22 protein-coding genes are annotated in these 17,244 nt (G+C 69.1%); 13 read left to right on the top strand and 9 right to left on the bottom strand.

Annotated features, from left to right (window positions below; translation table 11 throughout):
- On the top strand, positions 1-1,037 hold a 1,037-nt coding region (locus tag MHN84_RS22930; protein WP_255730805.1), incomplete at its 5' end, for an LCP family protein.
- Between the two features lie 3 nt (positions 1,038-1,040).
- On the opposite strand, the gene MHN84_RS22925 is transcribed toward MHN84_RS22930, so the two are convergent.
- Genes MHN84_RS22925 through MHN84_RS22915 form a run of 3 tightly spaced genes read right to left on the bottom strand, consistent with a single transcriptional unit; the run spans position 1,041 to position 3,294 of the window.
- Positions 1,041-1,862: a glycerophosphodiester phosphodiesterase gene (locus MHN84_RS22925; RefSeq protein ID WP_241206810.1), complete on the bottom strand. Its 822-nt coding sequence runs from the start codon at positions 1,860-1,862 to the stop codon at positions 1,041-1,043.
- Positions 1,863-1,866: 4 nt separating this feature from the next.
- Positions 1,867-2,886 carry a DUF4328 domain-containing protein gene (locus tag MHN84_RS22920; RefSeq protein ID WP_241206809.1) on the bottom strand — a complete coding sequence of 340 codons (1,020 nt, stop codon included), beginning with the start codon at positions 2,884-2,886 and terminating at the stop codon, positions 1,867-1,869.
- Positions 2,887-2,943: 57 nt separating this feature from the next.
- The gene (locus tag MHN84_RS22915) at positions 2,944-3,294 is read right to left on the bottom strand and encodes a rhodanese-like domain-containing protein (protein ID WP_241206808.1); all 351 of its coding nucleotides are present in this window, start codon (positions 3,292-3,294) and stop codon (positions 2,944-2,946) included.
- A 384-nt stretch (positions 3,295-3,678) separates the two neighbouring features.
- Between MHN84_RS22915 and MHN84_RS22910 the strand changes: the two genes are divergently transcribed.
- Positions 3,679-3,837 carry a hypothetical protein gene (locus MHN84_RS22910; protein WP_241206807.1) on the top strand — a complete coding sequence of 53 codons (159 nt, stop codon included), beginning with the start codon at positions 3,679-3,681 and terminating at the stop codon, positions 3,835-3,837.
- 1 nt (position 3,838) lies between these two features.
- Here MHN84_RS22910 and MHN84_RS22905 read toward each other — a convergent pair whose 3' ends face one another.
- On the bottom strand, positions 3,839-4,123 hold the full coding sequence (locus MHN84_RS22905) for a S26 family signal peptidase (protein ID WP_241206821.1): 285 nt from the start codon (positions 4,121-4,123) through the stop codon (positions 3,839-3,841).
- A gap of 98 nt (positions 4,124-4,221) precedes the next feature.
- On the opposite strand from MHN84_RS22905, the gene sodN reads away from it, so the two are divergent.
- The 3 genes from sodN (at position 4,222) to MHN84_RS22890 (ending at position 6,214) form a co-directional block, all read left to right on the top strand.
- The gene (sodN, locus tag MHN84_RS22900; protein ID WP_241206806.1) at positions 4,222-4,656 is read left to right on the top strand and encodes a superoxide dismutase, Ni; all 435 of its coding nucleotides are present in this window, start codon (positions 4,222-4,224) and stop codon (positions 4,654-4,656) included.
- Between the two features lie 164 nt (positions 4,657-4,820).
- Entirely contained in the window at positions 4,821-5,354 is a 534-nt protein-coding gene (locus MHN84_RS22895; protein ID WP_111512184.1) for a peptidase, read from the top strand.
- A 461-nt stretch (positions 5,355-5,815) separates the two neighbouring features.
- Entirely contained in the window at positions 5,816-6,214 is a 399-nt protein-coding gene (locus MHN84_RS22890) for a helix-turn-helix transcriptional regulator (RefSeq protein ID WP_046363341.1), read from the top strand.
- 39 nt (positions 6,215-6,253) lie between these two features.
- On the opposite strand, the gene MHN84_RS22885 is transcribed toward MHN84_RS22890, so the two are convergent.
- The 3 genes from MHN84_RS22885 to MHN84_RS22875 all read right to left on the bottom strand — a co-directional run bounded on the left by MHN84_RS22885 (position 6,254) and on the right by MHN84_RS22875 (position 8,851).
- Positions 6,254-7,378: a hypothetical protein gene (locus MHN84_RS22885; protein ID WP_241206805.1), complete on the bottom strand. Its 1,125-nt coding sequence runs from the start codon at positions 7,376-7,378 to the stop codon at positions 6,254-6,256.
- Positions 7,375-7,866: a DUF955 domain-containing protein gene (locus MHN84_RS22880; protein WP_241206804.1), complete on the bottom strand. Its 492-nt coding sequence runs from the start codon at positions 7,864-7,866 to the stop codon at positions 7,375-7,377. The genes MHN84_RS22885 and MHN84_RS22880 overlap by 4 nt, the downstream gene beginning before the upstream one ends.
- A gap of 94 nt (positions 7,867-7,960) precedes the next feature.
- Complete coding sequence (locus tag MHN84_RS22875) at positions 7,961-8,851, bottom strand: hypothetical protein (protein WP_241206803.1); 891 nt, start codon at positions 8,849-8,851, stop codon at positions 7,961-7,963.
- A 153-nt stretch (positions 8,852-9,004) separates the two neighbouring features.
- On the opposite strand from MHN84_RS22875, the gene MHN84_RS22870 reads away from it, so the two are divergent.
- From MHN84_RS22870 to rraA, 6 genes are all read left to right on the top strand, one after another.
- Entirely contained in the window at positions 9,005-9,661 is a 657-nt protein-coding gene (locus tag MHN84_RS22870) for a DUF6474 family protein (RefSeq protein ID WP_241206802.1), read from the top strand.
- Positions 9,662-9,688: 27 nt separating this feature from the next.
- Positions 9,689-10,201 carry a hypothetical protein gene (locus tag MHN84_RS22865; RefSeq protein WP_241206801.1) on the top strand — a complete coding sequence of 171 codons (513 nt, stop codon included), beginning with the start codon at positions 9,689-9,691 and terminating at the stop codon, positions 10,199-10,201.
- Between the two features lie 41 nt (positions 10,202-10,242).
- On the top strand, positions 10,243-10,821 hold the full coding sequence (locus MHN84_RS22860; protein WP_241206800.1) for a copper resistance CopC family protein: 579 nt from the start codon (positions 10,243-10,245) through the stop codon (positions 10,819-10,821).
- Entirely contained in the window at positions 10,818-11,741 is a 924-nt protein-coding gene (locus MHN84_RS22855; protein ID WP_241206799.1) for a CopD family protein, read from the top strand. The genes MHN84_RS22860 and MHN84_RS22855 overlap by 4 nt, the downstream gene beginning before the upstream one ends.
- A 76-nt stretch (positions 11,742-11,817) precedes the next feature.
- Entirely contained in the window at positions 11,818-12,255 is a 438-nt protein-coding gene (locus tag MHN84_RS22850; RefSeq protein ID WP_241206798.1) for a hypothetical protein, read from the top strand.
- A gap of 20 nt (positions 12,256-12,275) precedes the next feature.
- Positions 12,276-12,755, top strand: coding sequence for a ribonuclease E activity regulator RraA (gene rraA / locus MHN84_RS22845; protein ID WP_241206797.1), 480 nt, complete (start codon positions 12,276-12,278; stop codon positions 12,753-12,755).
- Here the strand turns inward: rraA and MHN84_RS22840 are convergent, their stop codons facing one another.
- On the bottom strand, positions 12,756-14,231 hold the full coding sequence (locus MHN84_RS22840; RefSeq protein ID WP_241206796.1) for an NAD(P)/FAD-dependent oxidoreductase: 1,476 nt from the start codon (positions 14,229-14,231) through the stop codon (positions 12,756-12,758).
- Positions 14,232-14,307: 76 nt separating this feature from the next.
- On the opposite strand from MHN84_RS22840, the gene MHN84_RS22835 reads away from it, so the two are divergent.
- Both MHN84_RS22835 and dinB read left to right on the top strand, forming a co-directional pair.
- Complete coding sequence (locus MHN84_RS22835) at positions 14,308-14,949, top strand: TetR/AcrR family transcriptional regulator (protein ID WP_241206795.1); 642 nt, start codon at positions 14,308-14,310, stop codon at positions 14,947-14,949.
- Positions 14,950-14,985: 36 nt separating this feature from the next.
- The gene (gene dinB / locus MHN84_RS22830) at positions 14,986-16,200 is read left to right on the top strand and encodes a DNA polymerase IV (RefSeq protein WP_241206794.1); all 1,215 of its coding nucleotides are present in this window, start codon (positions 14,986-14,988) and stop codon (positions 16,198-16,200) included.
- Positions 16,201-16,204: 4 nt separating this feature from the next.
- On the opposite strand, the gene MHN84_RS22825 is transcribed toward dinB, so the two are convergent.
- Positions 16,205-17,209: a PHP domain-containing protein gene (locus MHN84_RS22825; RefSeq protein WP_241206793.1), complete on the bottom strand. Its 1,005-nt coding sequence runs from the start codon at positions 17,207-17,209 to the stop codon at positions 16,205-16,207.
- Positions 17,210-17,244 lie beyond the last annotated feature (35 nt).

Raw genomic sequence — 17,244 nt, 5'->3', positions numbered from 1 at the left:
GGCGACCCCCACCCGTTGCGCGCCCACCCGCTGCGCGCCCACCTGTGGCCCCGACCCCGCCGCGACGCCCCCCGCGCCGCCCGCGGCGCTGGCTACGGGTGATCCCGGTCGTACTGCTGGTGGCGGTCCTGGCGCTGCTCGGTGCCGGCGTCTGGATCGACACCACACTGCGGCGCGTCCCGGCTCTGACGGACTACGCGGACCGGCCCGCGCAGGGGGCCGGGACGACATGGCTCCTGGTGGGTTCGGACAGCCGCTCCGATCTGACCCCCGAACAGCAAGCCGAGCTCGCGACCGGTGGAGACCTCGGCAACAGCCGCACCGACACGATCCTGCTGGTCCATCTGCCCGGACTGGGGTCGAGCACCCCGGCCACGATGGTGTCGATCCCCCGGGACTCGTACGTGCCGATCCCCGGATACGACAGCGACAAGATCAATGCCGCCTTCTCCCTCGGCGGCCCGGCGTTGCTCGCCCAGACGGTCGAGCAGGCCACCGGACTGCGCGTCGACCACTACGCGGAGATCGGTTTCGGCGGCTTCGCGGGTCTCGTCGACGCGGTCGGCGGCGTGACGGTGTGCCCACCGGAACCCGTCAACGATCCGCTGGCCGGCATCGACCTGCCCGCCGGCTGCCAACACGTGGACGGACAGCAGGCACTCGGGTTCGTGCGCAGCCGCGCCACCCCGCGCGCCGATCTCGACCGGATGGCCAATCAGCGCGCCTTCATGTCCACGCTGGTGCACCGCGCGGTCAGCCCGTCGGTGCTGCTGAACCCGCTGCGCTGGTACCCGATGGCCACCGCGGCGGCCGACACCGTCACCGTCGCCGACGGCGACCACGTGTGGGATCTCGCGCGGCTGGGCTGGGCGTTGCGCGGCGACCTGCAGAACATCACGGTGCCGATCGGCGAGTTCACCGAGAACGGCTCCGGTTCCATCGTCGTGTGGGACAGCGAGGCGGCGCAGCAGTTGTTCTCCGCGCTGGCGTCGGATGCACCGATCCCGCAGGACGTGCTCGATGCCGCGAACCCCTGACCGTCAGTCGCGACCCGCGCCCTTCAGGCCGTTCTGCAGCCAGTCCTTGGTGCGCCCGGGATGGTTGGTCGCGATCCACGCCACCCCGAGGTCACGGCAGTACTGCACGTCCTCGTAGTGGTCGACGGTCCAGCAGTAGAGGGCACGTCCCTGCGCCGCGGCACGGTCCACCAGTTCGGGATGCTCGCGCAACGTGGCGATCGACGGGCCGACCGCGGTCGCGCCGACCGTCGTCGCCGCACTGCCCCCGAGGAATCGGGACGTCTCGCCCAGCAGCACCGTCGGCAACAGCGGAGCCGCCCGCCGAATCCGCCAGACCGCCGCGGCGGAGAACGACATGACCACTGCCCGGGAGAGATCCGCCGACGCGGGTGAGGCGATGCCGTACCGGTGCAGCAGCGCGAGCACCTTGCTCTCCACCAGTGCGCCGTAGCGGACGGGGTGTTTGGTCTCGATGAACATCTTCACGGGCCGGTTCCAGTCGAGGACCAGCGACACCAGATCGTCGAGAGTGAGCAGCCCGGTGTCGCCCTGGCTGCCGTCGGGACGCCAACTCGGATGCCAGGAGCCGTAATCGAGTTCCCGCAGCTGGGCCAGGGTCATCTCGCTGACCAGTCCGTTGCCCGTCGACGTGCGGTCCAGCCGACGGTCGTGCACGCACACCAGGTGCCCGTCGCGGGTCAACCGCACATCGCATTCCACCGCGTCGGCACCCTCGTCGAGCGCCCGCGCATAGGCCGCTCTGGTGTGTTCGGGCAGATCGGCCGAGGCGCCACGGTGAGCCACCACGAACGGGTGGCCGTCGGACGTCCCGCCGGAACTCATAGGGCTATGCTGCCGGGTTCTGCCCTTCCGGCTCAACCGCACGCGCCTGATCGTCGCCGGGAGTTTCGGCCACCGCCGGTGCCGTGACCATCAACCACCGCTTCGACGGCCGTTCCACCGGCTGGCGTTCGAAGCCCAGGAACACCTGCAGCACCAGGAGCAGAGCCCCCGCGGCGAACAGGTAGGCCACGATCGTGGTGACGGTGTTGTCGGCGATGCCCTGAGGGTCGGTGGTGAAGCTGGTGGCGATCGAGAACACCGACACCGCGGTGCTGACCACCCACACCACCCACCACACCGAGATGGGTCGTCTCAGCCAGTTCTGCCGGCCTTCGACCTGTGCCAGTTCGAGCACGAACACCGGCGCCCAGAAGAGGTTCACCAGCGGCAGAAGGCAGCACAACCGCAGCATCCAGGCCGGGCGAGGATCGTCCTGCCCGTGGTGGGCGTAGGCGGCGGCGCGCCGGCTCACCAGCCATTGCGTCAACAGCAGGATGCTGGCCACCGTGGTGAACAGGGCCACCACGCTCACCGCCACGCCGCCCCAGGTGGCGATACCGGCCACCCACGGATTGAGCAGCACCGTGCGGTTGACGATCAGCAGCACGTAGCGGATCAGGTGCACGAATGCGGCGGCGCCGAGCACCGCAGCGGTGGTCACCAGGGTCATCTGTACCGCGGTCAGGGAGGGGCCGGTGCGTACCGGTTTCTCCTCGGCGGGGGTGTCGAAGTGCTCGACGAGACCCCACCTCGGGATCACCGAATACCGGGGCGTCGGGCCGAGATCGCGGCGGGGAGGGCGCGGCGCCGGGGGCGCGCCGGGCCGCACGGCGATCCACTTGAAGCCCGGCGGCAGGCCGGGGGTGGGCCGCCGCTGCGCGGGCGCAGGGTCACGCCGACCCCATTCCGGTGCCGGTGCCGAGCTCCCCGGGGCGAGCAACGTGCCCCGACAGCGTGGGCACCAGACCCGCTGCCGATCACGCACGTTCCATCGCGTCCCGCACTGGGAGCACACCTGGATCATCCGGCCAGCTTAATGTCGCCGGCTGAAAGGCTGATCAGAAGGAGCCCGACACCAGGATCAGACGGTGCCCGGACGGCCGTCATCGGTGATCACCGGTCGGCCCGCACCGGCCCAGGCCGACATCCCGCCGCTGACGTTAACCGGCTGATAGCCGTTGCGGACCAAGTAGTCGGCGACGCGCTGGGACCGACCACCGGCGTGACAGATGACGTACAGCTCGGCGTCGGCCGGAATCTCGGCCATCCGGGCAGGCACCTCGCTCATCGGGATGTGCCGCGCGCCCGGGGCGTGCCCGAGCCGCCACTCGTCGTCCTCACGGACGTCGAGCAGGACGGGGCCGTCCGATCCGGTGTCGAACTCGGCCGGGATCTCGCCGACGCCCGCTTGCCTCACCCCGGTGTGGTCCATGTGGCCATGCTGACATGTTCCGGGTCGGCGGCACCACCGCGCCCGGTCGGCAGCGAAATCGATCCCGGCACCGACCTATCCACAGATTCCACAGGTTCATCCACAGGCTGTGAGGGCAATTGTCAGCGCCGTCTCGGCGGGCTGTGGATGATCGCGCGCCGAAACATCCCGAGAATTCACAGCCGGTTGCCAGTCCAGGAAACGAACTGAGCGAAATGTCTCGGCCGCCTAACGATTTCGACGACGCTGCCGCTGATGTCCGGCCGATTTTTCCGAGTAGGACAAATGAGGTTATGATCGCGATCACATGGTTCGTTTGTGACAGATGTCACTGGGGTGCGCACGTGGGGGCAGCAGCATCAACGTGCAGGTGAGGAGCATCTGATGGCCCAATCATCCACAGGGCCGGGCTCGGCGTTTCCGCCGTCGGAGTGGCAGTCGTCGTCGCGCGCCTACACCCGCAGTCAGTTGATGGCCTTCATGAGGGCCGGCGTGATCGCGCTGGTGTTGCTCGCCGTTCTGGCGCTCATCGTCCTGTTCTGAGTCACGTGGGACGGCGGCCGGCCCGGCGCACGGTCCACACCACCCGGTAGCTGCGATCGGCGGCGATCCAGCCGAACGTTCGAGAATCGACCACGCCCGGCGCGTGGGCGTTGTCGGACACCGCCTCGAACATCAGACCACCCGCATCGCGGCGCACTCGGCCCACCCGCTTGACCAGATAGCGCGACGAGCGCGACGGGTCGGGAAACACGCGTAGTTGGCCGGAGCTCATGTGTCGGCAGCGCAGCGCGAGCAGGCCGTCCCCCGGCTGCAACGTCGGCCGCATCGAGTCCTCGACCACCAGGAACCGACGCACCGGCGGACCGTGCGGAAATACCGGCCGTCCGAGGTTAAGCCCCATGATCTTGAGGGTAAGTTAAAGCCATGCTGCATCGACTCTTCGACTCCGTGTTCTCCAATGCCACTCCTGCCCATGCGCACTGCGATCTGTACTGCGGCGTCTACGACCCCGCCCAGGCCAAGATCGAGGCGATGTCGTGCCTGAAAACCATTCAGAAGTACCACGATTCGGATGACGACCATTTCAAGACCCGCGCGATCATCATCAAGGAGCGCCAGGCCGAAGAGGTCAAGCATCACCTGATGGTGCTGTGGGCCGACTTCTTCACCAAGGAGCACTTCGAGCAGTTCCCCAACCTGCACCAGTTGTTCTGGGACGGCGTGCACGGCGCCGGCGACGTCAAGAAGTCTCTGGACGCCGCTGTCGCGGAGAAGCTGCTCAAGACCATCGACGAGATCTCCGACATCTTCTGGCAGACCGACAAGGGCAAGCAGATGGGTGTCTACCCGCCTGCGTGACACCACACCCGTCACCGGCCCGGTCCTCGTGGACCGGGCCGGTTTTGTGTCCGCGAGGTATCGATGCGCCGTGTCCACTTGCGTGCTTGCCGAGGGCTGCCGCATCCTGAGCGAATCGACCCACAGACGTGTCTGGCTGTTGCTCACCGATGCCGGGAGGCGAGATGGATTTCGGGTCCGGTCGGGCGATCGAGATCGCACCGTTTCATTCGCGTGGGTCCCTCAAGGGCTTCGTCGTGTCGGGCCGGTGGCCTGATTCGACGAAGGAGTGGGCGCAGCTGTTGATGGTCGCGGTGCGTGTCGCGTCGCTGCCGGGCCTGCTGTCCACCACGACGATCTTCGGAGCGCGCGAGGAACTGCCCGACGAGCCGGAGCCGGGAACGGTGGGGCTGGTCGTGGCCGAGGGCACGGTCGTGGGGGATGCCGCGGTGGCGCCCGGGCACTTCGCAGAACGGCAGCCGCCCGCGCTGCTGATGCTGCATCCCCCGTCGGAGACCACGCCGTCGCTGCCCGAGTGCACAGGGGCGGCGTCGGGGTGCGTCCTGCTGCCCGGGCTGCCCCATCTGGGTCTCGAACACCGCGCGGCCTGGGTCGAGGCCGAGTCCGACGGCACCGTCACATCGATGGTGAGCCGAGTGGGTCTCGATCCGATCAGCCATCCCGATACCGCGATTCTCGCGATGCTGCTGGCCGCCTGACCAGCCGGGAAGACTTCTCGCCCGGTGCCATTGGCTACTGACAGCGTGGCACTGTCAGCGACGGTGGCGGCCGCCGCGGTTTGCGCATCACCGGGCGTGCAGCGCGGCTCACGATCCGGTCGGGATCGTGACAGACCGAACACCTAGCAAATTCCTGTGTGTTCGCCTCGCCCCGTGGCGCGTGGTTGCCAACCACCTTCTGGTCACCTGCGCGGGCAACCCGTCCGGGAAAGCCGCACGTACCCTTGCTACGGAGGCGTTATTATTTGCCTAGCTGCATCGTGCCCCGCCCGTGGCAGATACCGCGTCCACGCCGTTCACAGCAGCAGCGGCGGCCAGCGACGCAAGCCCTGGTTTACTTTTCCGTGGTTTGCACTTGGTTGTGGACACATCTGTCGCTACGATGATCAGCAAATACGCCGCCCCTGAAAAACGCTCGTCAGTATGTGGAGGTCAATCCCATGAGCAACACGTTTGCCGCTCGCCTGAATCGCTTGTTCGACACCGTCTACCCGCCCGGACGTGGCCCCCACACCTCGGCCGAGGTGATCGCCGCACTCAAGGCCGAAGGCGTCACCATGTCTGCGCCCTACCTGTCGCAGCTGCGTTCTGGCAACCGAACCAATCCCTCGGTCGCCACGATGGCCGCGCTTGCCAACTTCTTCCGCATCAAGCCGGCGTACTTCACCGACGACGAGTACTACGAGAAGCTCGACAAGGAGCTGACGCTGCTCGCCGGGATGCGGGACGAGGGTGTTCGCCGCATCGCAGCCCGCACGGTCGGCCTGTCGGCCGAGGCGAAACAGGACATCGTTCAGAAGGTCGACGAGCTGCGGCGTAAAGAGAACCTCGACGTGTAGCCTGACCCGCTTCCGCGGGTCGGACCGGCGAAGGCGGGCCTACGAGCCGCCCGAGTCGAGAGCACGGTACTGACGGGCGATTTCCAGGATCCATTCGCGGTCGGAATAGCTGGCCGGCTGTCGTAGCCACGACAGACCGGGGAAATCCTGCTGCTCGGCGATCCACGCCGCGATCGCAGCGGCCTGCTCCACCGGCGTCACGTCGGGCGGCCGCACCTCTGTGTGCCCGTCGGGCTCGTCCCCCTCTGCGGAGTCGGTTCCCGCCGAGCCGGCGTCGACGCGGCGCAGGGCGCCCGCTGCGGCGGTCGCCTCGAGGAACAGCGCATCGGAGATCAGCGACATGCGCTCGGCCACCCGGAACACCAGCGGTCCGCGCGGGCGGACTCCGATGCCGACGTCGGGGTGACGACGTCCGAGTTCGGTCAGGATCGGCCGGATGATGCGCAGTTCACGCCGCGCGCCGAACCAGTCCTCCAGGCTCGGCAGCAGCGAGCCCGCCGCCACGATCAACATCGCCGCGCCCAGCAGCGTGGCCGCCGCGCCCACCCCGACCGCGCCACTGGTGCCGACCGCACGCAGCAGGAAGAACGCGGACGCCGCGACGATGAGGGCGATGCCGACGGTGAACACGAACAGCGCTCGTCCCCGGCGGGTCCTGTTGCTGTGCCGCAGTCCCGCCCACGCGACCAGGCTCAGTGCCAGCATCACGTAGAGCAGCGGCAACAACCACGGCAGAGACGCTCCCTCACCGCCGAGGCTGCGCCGCAGATACTCGCGGGGAGCCATCTCGGTGCCTCGGCCCGCTGCGAAGAACACCGCGAGGCTGGCCACGGCGATCGCCCCGGCGACCCCGTACTGCACCATCGCGATCTTCCTGGCGGCAGCGGGCGACCGGTTGCTCGACACCGTGGTGATCATCACGCAGCTGCCCGCGGCGCAGGCGATCAGCGCCACCTGGCTGAGTCCCATCGCGATGTTCGGCCAGTGCAGCAGCGTGTCGATCAGCAGCGCCAACGGCTGCCAATTGAGCGCTGCGACCACCCCGAGGCTGCCCAGCGCCAGGATCATCGCGGAGCTGACCAGAGACTGCTTGTTGACCAGCGCCCAGCCGATGCGAAGTCCGGTCGCCAACCCCAGGAGACCGGCGATCACCCAGACGATCAACCAAACGCCTCTCCGAGGCGCACCTGGACGATCGACGACCGATCCGACGGCAACCGGCCCAGCCGGTAGATCAACAGCGCCGCGAAGTCCTCCGCCTCCTGCTCGGCGTCCTCGCCGGCGGGACCCATGCATCCGGTGCGTTGGTTGAGCATGTAACCGATCAGCTCCGAACTGGCCAGCTCGGTGCTGTCGCGGGCCGCCTCGGCGACCGGAATGCCCTCGTGCCCGAGCACCAGATGGCCGAGTTCGTGGGCGAGGGTGCGATCCCAGGCGGGCAGACCCTGCTGAATCAGGAACACGTCGTGATCGGTGTACTGGCGCCATTGACCGCAGACGCCGGGCGGCAGTTCGGCGGTGGTGAGTTCGATGGAGCGGCCTCGGTGTTCGCTGACCGCCTGGACCAGACGCGGCAAGGTGATCTCCCCGTGCCGCGGGGCCAGGTCGAGCACCTCCCCCACCGCACGGGTGACGTGGCGACTCGCAGGCATCGCGCCCCCCTCTCAGACCCTCTCCGACTCGTCGGACCCCATTGGCGACAGCTTTACTATGCGCCGCTTACCCCAAGCCGGCACGCATATCGTCTCAGTTCATGAATCGCGCTGTGCTGCGGGCACGAACCGTCTGCCCGGCCTTGGCCTGGCGGTAGCCGACCACACCGCCGAGCGCCGTCAGAATCAGGATGCCGACGACGCCGGGCAACGCCAGCGCGGCCAGCTGCGATGTGCCTGCGGTGCGCAACGTGTCGCCGTAACCGACCCGGGTCGGCGCCGGTGGCCGGGACCCGGCGAGGGCGTTCTCCACCGGCTCGACCGGCCGGGCCGGGGGCGGTTCCTGTGCGACGCGGGGCGGGGCGGCCGGTGCCGGCGGGGCCTCGACAGCTCGCGGAGCACCGATACCCGGCCCCGCTCCTGCTGCCGGTGCGACGACCGGCAGCACCGGCAGCGTGATCGGCGCGCCCGCCCCGGTCGCCGGCAGTCCGACGCCCGGCACGACGTCGAGTACGTCGGGGTCGAAGGGCAGCTCGATCGGAGGCCGTGTCTGGGGTGCGCCCACACCGGGCGTGCCGATCCCGCCGGGGCGCGGCGCGACCACCGGTCGATCGCTGACGCCACCATGCTCCGAGGGTGCCGGGATGCCGGGTGGTTCCGGATCGTCGGGATCGGACGGCGGCCAGGGCCAGCCCGGACCACAGTCCTTACCGCCGTTGTCGCAGCAGGGATCGTTGGGATCACGATCCTGCCGGTGGACGACGCGGTTGGGGCGGCGCCACTTCGTGCCGAGCCCACGACGGCTCGACGGCTCCTCCGCTGCCGGGGGGCGGTTGACCCGCGGCGGGTCCTGGCTGCGTTCGCCGGAGGCGGCGGGACCGGTCGCGTCGGCAGGCTCGGCAGATGCCGTCGCGCCGGAGCCGCAGACCCAGAGCCCACCCGCGGTCAGACAGGCGGCTACGGCTCTGCGCGCTCGCGGACCCACGTCGTCACCACCTTCCCGGGCGTCGGGCGGAAGGAGGTCCCGGGTGATGTTCGATTCTCGCACAGCGGTCCCTGCCCTCCAGGCGGTTCATCACCGGAAGGCGGACGCTAGTGTGGGTCACCGCCGGCTAGAGAGAGTGGAGAGGGCCCAGGGATGAGTCTGTTCAAGCGACGTAAGTCCCGCGCCACTCGCAGAGCCGAGAGACGCGCGATCAAGACCAAGGCGAAGCTGGAGGCCAAGCTCTCGGCCAAGAACGAGGTACGCCGCTTCAAAGCCGAGCAGAAGTCCGCGGCGAAGGCGCTGCGGGCGCAGCTGCGGGCACAACGCGACAGCGATCGCGCCGCGCTGAAGGTGGCCGAAACTCAGCTGAAGGCCGCTCGTGAAGGAAAGTTGTTCACTCCCACGAAGATTCGCAGGGCGTTGACGGTGTCGCGACTGTTGGCGCCGGTCGTGATCCCGCTGGTGTACCGCGCGTCGATCTCCGCTCGGGGGTTGATCGACGAGCGTCGCGCCGACCGCCTTGGCATTCCCGTCAGCCAGCTCGGGCAGTTCTCGGGGCACGGTGCGGAGCTGTCCGCACGGATCGCCGGGGCGGAGCATTCGTTGCGCCAGCTGACCGAGAAGAAGCCGAAGGACGCCGAGACCAAACAGTTCGCCGCGGCGATCAGCGAGCGCCTCACCGATCTGGCGGCCGCGGTCACGGCCGCTGAGAGCATGCCGCCCGCTCGCCGCAAGCCGGCCCACGCGGCCATCGCCCAGCAGCTCGACGGTATCGACGCCGATCTGTTGGCACGCCTCGGCGTGGCCTGAGCCCCACTCGAGAACCCGGCCCAGACCATGCCCGACGCCCGCCAGCCGGTCCTGCTGCGTGGCGGCGCTGCGGGCCTGGTGACGGCGGCGCTGTCGCTGGCCGCTCACGCGACCGGCGGTGGCCATCTGGCCGTCGGCCCCGGCATGGTCGGGCTGCTGCTCGTCGGGGTGACGGTGGGCGCGGTCGCGACGGCGACCCCCCGTGCCCGGAATGTGGGTCCGATGGCCCTTCTGCTGTCGGCGGGACAGCTCGTGGGCCACGCGGTGCTCGCGGTCGGCCACCCTCACGCCGCTGCCGCGACCCATGGGCCGATGCTCGCCGCGCACGTGGGCGCAGTCCTGGTGGGTGCCCTGCTGATCAACGCCGGCGAGCGGCTCTGCCGGCTGCTGGGCCGCGTCGTGCGGCGGACCGCCGTCCCGGCGGAGGCGACGGTCTCCGACACCCCGGAACGCGTCCTCTGTGCTGCCGACCAACCGTTGTTCGCGGAGTTGCTGCTCGCCACGTCGATGTCGCATCGAGGTCCGCCCGTCGCGGGCTGACCCCGATCCCGACAGAACCGACACAGGAAGCAGACAAACGAATGCACGTACTTCACCGTGGGCAGCCGCGGCTCGCCCACCTCTTCGCGATCGCGGCAACCGGACTGGTCCTCGTCCTGGCCGCGCTGATCAACGCCGGTCCGGCGTGGGCGCACGCCGCCCGCCTCGCCGGCGATCCCGCCGACAACGCTGTCCTGCCCCAGGCCCCCACCCGGGTCAGCGCGACGTTCAGCGAGACGATGCAACCCGAGTTCGCCGCGATGACGGTCGTCGGCCCGGACGGCACCCAGTGGGCCGACGGCGAACCCGCAGTCGACGGCGCCGTGATCAGCGTCGGGGTCCGCTCCGGCGCGCCCGCCGGCACCTACACGGTCAACTACCGGGCGACATCAGCTGACGGTCACGTCGTGACGGGGTCGTGGCCGTTCCAGGTGTCGATTGGTGCGCCCGCAGCTCCCCCCACGCCGGCCGCGTCCGGGGCGGCCGCGCCGTCGCCGACACCGACTGCGTCGGAAGCTGCTCCGGACTCGCCTGCGGGGCCGCCGGCGTGGCCGTTCGTGGTCGGCGCGCTCGCCGTGGTGGCCGCGGGTGCGGTGTGGGCGGTCCGCCGCAGATCATGACGCGTGGCAGGGCGGCGGCGGGCGGTCTGCTCGTCACCGCCGCGGCCTGCGTGCTGGCGTGGGCGCTGGCCTTCCCGGGGGCGTCGCTGTCGACAGCACTGGTCCGGGCGGTCGCCGACAGCGCCGCGGTGGTGACCGTGGGATTGTCGGTGGTGCCCGCGCTCGATGGCCCACGGCATCGCGATGAGCTGCTGCGACGCGCCACCGCGCCGCTGCTGGCCGCCTCGGCGGTGTGGCTGGCGGCTGAGCTGCTGCGGCTCGTCCTGGCGACCGCTGAGGCGGCGGGCCGCAGCGTCGCCGGCGTCGGTCTGCACATCGTGTGGGACTTCAGCGTCGACACCGCTCCCGGGCGTGCCGCGCTGGTGACGATCATCGCCGCGGCAGCGGTCGGCGTCGCGGCGGCGTTCGCGCCGCGGACCGCACCGGTGGCGGCCGCCACGGCGGGGGTCGCCGCCATCGGTGTGGTGGGCCACCCGTTGACGGGGCACCTGGGTGAGGACGCGGTCGGCGGTGTCGCTGTCGCAGTGCACACGCTCGCTGCAGCCGTCTGGTGTGGAGCGCTCGCGGCACTGGTGCTCACCGTGTCGCACCGGGGGCAGTGGGCGCGGGTGCTGCCGCGTTTCTCCCAGCTGTCGCTGGCGAGCGTCGCTGTGCTGCTCATCGGCGGTGTGGTGGCAGGCCTGGCGGTACTCGAGACACCCACGCAGCTGGTGTCGAGCGGGTGGGGCAGGGTGCTGTGCGCGAAGGTGGCGCTCACAGCCGTCCTTCTGGTGCTGGCCTTGCGCAATCGCGCGTCCTGGTTGCCCGACGCGCGGGCCCACCGGTCCAGCGCCGGGCTCTCGCGCACCCGTGCCTACACCGAGCTGGGGTTGATGGCGGTCACGCTGGCTGCGGCGGCGACGCTCGCGGTGACCGGCTGACACGGCACACCGACGGGCAGGCGGGCCTGGCATGATGAATTGACGCGCAGGCCTGGACAGTCGAAGGAGCGGTGACATGGAGCAGTCGGATCGGCCCGAAGACCGATCGGATGCTTCGCCCCCCGACGGCGATCCCGCAGCCGTTCCGGCCAAGAAGACACCCGCCAAGAAGGCCCCGGCGAAGAAGGTGCCCGCCAAGAAGGTGCCGGCGAAGAAGGTAGCGGCCAAGAAAGCGCCGGCGAAGAAGGCGCCCGCCAAGAAAGCCCCGGCGAAGAAGGTTCCGGCAGAGAAGGTCCTCCCGCCGCAGGACGCCGACGCATTGGCCACTGCCGCCAAAGAGGTTGCTGCGCAGGCTAAATCGACTGTCGCGACAGCCAGCCCCGCCGTCACGGCCCCCGTGCCCGTCAGCCGGGAGGAGTCCCGGTCGGCTCGTCTACCTCTCGCCGCCGCGGCCGTCACCGGGATTCTCGCGCTGGTCGTGGTTCTGCTCGCCGCACGGCGCAATCAGGATTGAGGCCGCGGCATAATGGCGCGGTGACTGTGACTCCGCGCCCCACCGCTGACCTGGTCGACGAGATCGGCCCCGATGTGCGCAGCTGTGATCTGCAGATGCGTCAGTTCGGTGGGCGCACCGAGTTCGCCGGCCCGATCACCACCGTGCGCTGTTTTCAGGACAATGCGCTGCTCAAATCGGTCCTCTCGGAGCCCGGCGACGGTGGCGTGCTGGTCATCGATGGGTCCGGGTCTGTGCACACCGCACTGGTGGGCGACGTGATCGCGGAGTTGGGCCGGGCCAGCGGCTGGTCCGGGCTGATCATCAACGGGGCGGTGCGGGACGCTTCGACGTTGCGGACCCTCGACATCGGCATCAAGGCGCTGGGCACCAACCCGCGCAAGAGCACCAAGACCGGCGACGGCGTGCGCGACGAGGCCGTCGAGTTCGGCGGTGTGGTGTTCACCCCGGGTGACATCGCCTACAGCGACGACGACGGGATCGTCGTCGTCGCCGGCTGATCATGCGGAACTGCGTACTGCCGCGCGGTGTTTGGTGAACTCGAGGGCGGAGTCGTCGACCTTGCCGCGCCGGATCAGTTGCAGGTCGAGCAGGTAGTTCTGCTTGAGCCGCCAGGGGGTGCGCGAGCCGGATTTGGGCAGATAGTCCAGTGCGCGCAGCACGTATCCCGGCGTGAAGTCCATCAGCGGCGCTTCGTCGACGGTGGAACCGGGATGCCTGGGCTCGACGGTGTCGTAACCCTTGTCCTGCATGTGATTGATGACACGGCAGAAGAACTCCGACACGAGGTCGGCCTTCAGCGTCCACGACGCGTTGGTGTAGCCGATGGTGAACGCCATGTTCGGCATGTTCGTCAGCATCATGCCCTTGTAGGCCATCGACTCGTTGAGCACCAGCGGCTCGCCATTACGTGAGATCGTCGCACCTCCGAAGAGCTGGAGGTTCAATCCCGTTGCGGTGACGATGATGTCGGCATCCAGGTGCCTGCCCGACGACAACGCGATGCCCGTCTCGGTGAAATGATCGATGGTGTCGGTGACGATGTCGGCCTTGCCCGCGCGGATGGTCTTGAACAGATCTCCGTTGGGAGCCAGGCACACTCGCTCGTCCCACGGGTTGTAGCGAGGGTTGAAGTGCTTGTCGACGTCGAATCCTTCGGGCAGCCGGTGCCGGGCCATCGTCAGGAGTTGCTTGCGGAAGAAGTCGGGGAAGCGCCGGGCGATCTGATACTGCGCGGACTGGGCGAGGATGCTCTTCCAGCGGTTCAACACATAGGCGGCCTTGGCGGGCAGGCGTTTGTTGGTCGCGACGGTGAACGGGTCGACGTCGGGAAGCGCGGCGATGAACGTCGGCGATCGCTGCAGCATGGTCAGATGTCCGGCACCGGAATTGGCAAGGGCGGGAATCAAAGTGACTGCGGTGGCACCGCTGCCGATCACCACGATGCGCTTGCCGGCGTAATCGAGATCGGTGGGCCAGTGCTGCGGGTGCACGATCGGACCGGTGAAATCGGCGGCCCCCGGAAACTCCGGGGCATAACCCTGGTCGTAGTTGTAGTAGCCACTGCAGGCCATCAGGTAGCGGGCGGAGATCTCGACCTGTTCACCGTCGCGGTCGACGGTCACCGTCCAGCGGCTCTCGTCGTCGGACCAGTCGGCATTCGTGACGGTGTGCCCGTAGCGGATGTGCTTGTCGATCCCGAATTCGGTGACCGTCTCCTCGAGGTAGGCCATGATCGACGGTCCGTCGGCGATGGCCTTGTTCGACGTCCACGGCTTGAACCGGAAGCCGAGAGTGAACATGTCGGAGTCCGAGCGGATTCCGGGGTACTGGAACAGGTCCCAGGTACCGCCGAGGTGGGCCCGCCGCTCGAGGACGACGTAGCTGGTGCCGGGGCAGCGATCCTGCAGGTGCCATGCGGCGCTGATGCCGGAGATGCCGGCTCCCACGATGACGACGTCGACGAACTCGGTCATGGAGGCAAGCTATCAACGCCGCGTCGAGTCAGTCAACACCGCGTCGACAATCTCAACAGAGTGTAAAGTTCAGGGAGTGACCACCACCAGCCATGCGCGTGCCGGCCGCGGCCGGCGCAGTTCGCGCCCGTCCGGTGACGACCGGGAATTGGCGATCCTGGAGACCGCCGAGCGGCTGCTGGAGCACCGCCCCCTCGCCCAGATCTCGGTCGACGACCTCGCCAAGGGCGCCGGGATCTCGCGGCCCACATTCTACTTCTACTTCCCCTCCAAAGATGCCGTCCTGCTCACACTGCTCGAGCGGGTGATCGCCGAGGCCGACGCGGCACTGGCCGAGATCATCGCGACGCGGCCCGTGGATCGCCGGGCGTTCTGGCGCCGCGGTATCGACGTGTTCGTGCGCACCTTCGGCGCCCACCGTGCGGTGTGCGCGGCGACCGTCGGAGTGCGCAGCACGGACTCGGCCGCGCGCGAGATGTGGGCGCGGTCGATGCAGCGCTGGATCGATCATTCCGCGACCGTCATCGAGGCGGAGCGGGCCGCCGGTGCGGCGCCGGTGACGGTGCCCGCGATCGAACTGGCGACTGCGCTCAACCTGATGAACGAGTCGGTCATGGCGGCCACGTTCGTCGGCCAGCAGCCTGCTGTCCCCGATCACCGGGTGCTCGACAACCTCGTGCACATCTGGACCACCAGCATCTACGGCGACTCGGACTAGCTGTTCGGCCGTTCTGTCGGCCCTCGATGCGAACATGTGTTCGTGTCCGGGGAAGCCAGCATCCTCCACGCTGATCTCGACTCGTTCTACGCGTCGGTGGAGCAGCGGGACAACCCTGCGCTGCGCGGTCAGCCGGTGATCGTGGGCGCCGGCGTCGTGCTGGCAGCCAGCTATGAAGCCAAGGCGTTCGGGGTGCGGACGGCCATGGGCGGTCGGCAGGCCCGCGCGTTGTGTCCACAGGCCATCGTGGTGCCGCCACGCATGTCGGCGTATTCACAGGCCAGCGAGGCGGTGTTCGCGGTGTTCCGGGATACGACGCCGGCCGTGGAGCCCCTCTCGATCGACGAGGCCTTCCTCGACGTGTCCGGGCTGCGCCGGGTCTCGGGCACACCGGTGCAGGTCGGCGCACGGCTGCGGGAACGGGTGCGCGACGAGGTGGGGTTGCCGATCACCGTCGGGATCGCGCGCACCAAATTCCTCGCCAAAGTGGCCAGTCAGGAAGCCAAGCCCGACGGCCTGCTGCTGGTGCCGCCCGATCGGGAGCTCGCCTTCCTCCACCCACTGCCGGTGCGCCGGCTGTGGGGCGTCGGGGCGAAGACCGCAGCCAAGCTCCACGAGCACGGCATCGACACGGTCGCCGACGTCGCCGAACTGAACGAGGCCACGTTGCGATCGATGGTGGGCGGGGCGATGGGCCGCCAATTGTTCGCCCTGTCGCGCAATCAGGATCGCCGTCGGGTGGTGACGGGGCAGCGCCGCCGATCGGTGGGAGCCCAGCGCGCGCTGGGGCGGGCCGGCAACACGATGTCGCCGGCGGAGGTGGATGCAGTCGTGGTCAACCTGGTCGATCGGATCACCCGGCGCATGCGGGCGGCCGACCGGACGGGACGCACCGTGGTGCTGCGCCTGCGGTTCGACGATTTCGGCCGGGTGACCCGGTCTCACACGCTGCCCCGGGCCACGGCGTCGACGGACGCGATCCTGCAGGCGGCCCGGGCCCTGGTGGCAGCCGCGGCGCCGTTGATCGCCGAGCGGGGCCTGACGTTGGTGGGGTTCGCCGTGTGCAACATCGACCGCGACGGTGCGCAGCAGATGGAGCTGCCGTTCTCGCACTGCGAACTCGCCGCGGACACGACGAGCATCGACGCGGCGATCGACCAGGTGCGAGGACGCTACGGCAATGCCGCCGTGACGCGGGGAGTTCTGGTGGGCCGGGACACCGGCTGGGAGATGCCGATGCTGCCCGATTGACGCGTCAGGCTCGCGTCCAGGCGAGCAGAGTGTCCGCATCCCAGGTGTTGACGATGCGCTCGGCAGTCAGCCCGGCATCGAGCGCGCGCTGGGCGCCGTAGCCGAGGAAATCGAGTTGGCCAGGTGCGTGCGAGTCGGTGTCGATGGAGAACACGCAGCCGATGTCCATCGCGAGGGTGAGCAATCGGGTCGGCGGATCGCGCCGTTCCGGCCGCGAGTTGATCTCCACCGCGGTGCCCGCATCGCGGCACGCCGTGAACACGGCGTCAGCGTCGAAGCTGCTCTCCGGGCGCATTCCTCGTCCGCCGGTGACCAGTCGGCCGGTGCAGTGCCCGAGGATGTCGGCGTGTGGGTTGGTGACGGCCGTGATCATGCGCCGGGTCATGGCAGGGGCATCCATCGCCAGCTTGGAATGCACGCTGGCCACGACGACGTCGAGCCGCTCGAGCAGTTCGGGCTCCTGATCGAGTGAGCCGTCCTCGAGGATGTCGACCTCGATCCCGGTGAGAATGCGCATGGGAGCGACGGTTTCGCGGACCTCGTCGATGACGGCGAGTTGGTGGCGGAGTCGATCGGGTGAGAGCCCGTTGGCGATCTTCAGGCGCGGTGAGTGGTCGGTCAATGCGCAGTACTCGTGACCGAGGTCGCGGGCGGCGAGCATCATCTCCTCGATGGGCGCCGAGCCGTCCGACCAGTTCGAGTGCACGTGCAGATCCCCGCGCAGCGCTGCCCGGATCTCACCGCCGCCGAGATCCTCTGCAGATCCCCGCAACTCGACCAGCACGTCGGGCTCCTGCCCGGCCCACGCCTGGGCGATGACCTTGGCGGTCTTGGGTCCGATCCGGGGCAGCGATTGCCAGCTGTTGGCGGCGCCGTGCCTCTCCCGCTGCGCGTCGGTGAGCGCCTCGACGACGTCGGCGGCGTTGCGGTAGGCCATCACTCGGCGTGGGTCCTCGCGCGCACGGTCTTTGTAGTAGGCGATCTGGCGCAGAGCAGTGACCGGATCCATACCACCAGTGTGCCCCTATCCGAGGAGAGAAATTC

The organism is Mycobacterium sp. PSTR-4-N (assembly GCF_022348085.1).
Lineage (GTDB): Bacteria > Actinomycetota > Actinomycetes > Mycobacteriales > Mycobacteriaceae > Mycobacterium.
This window is presented reverse-complemented; position numbering and strand designations above follow the sequence as displayed.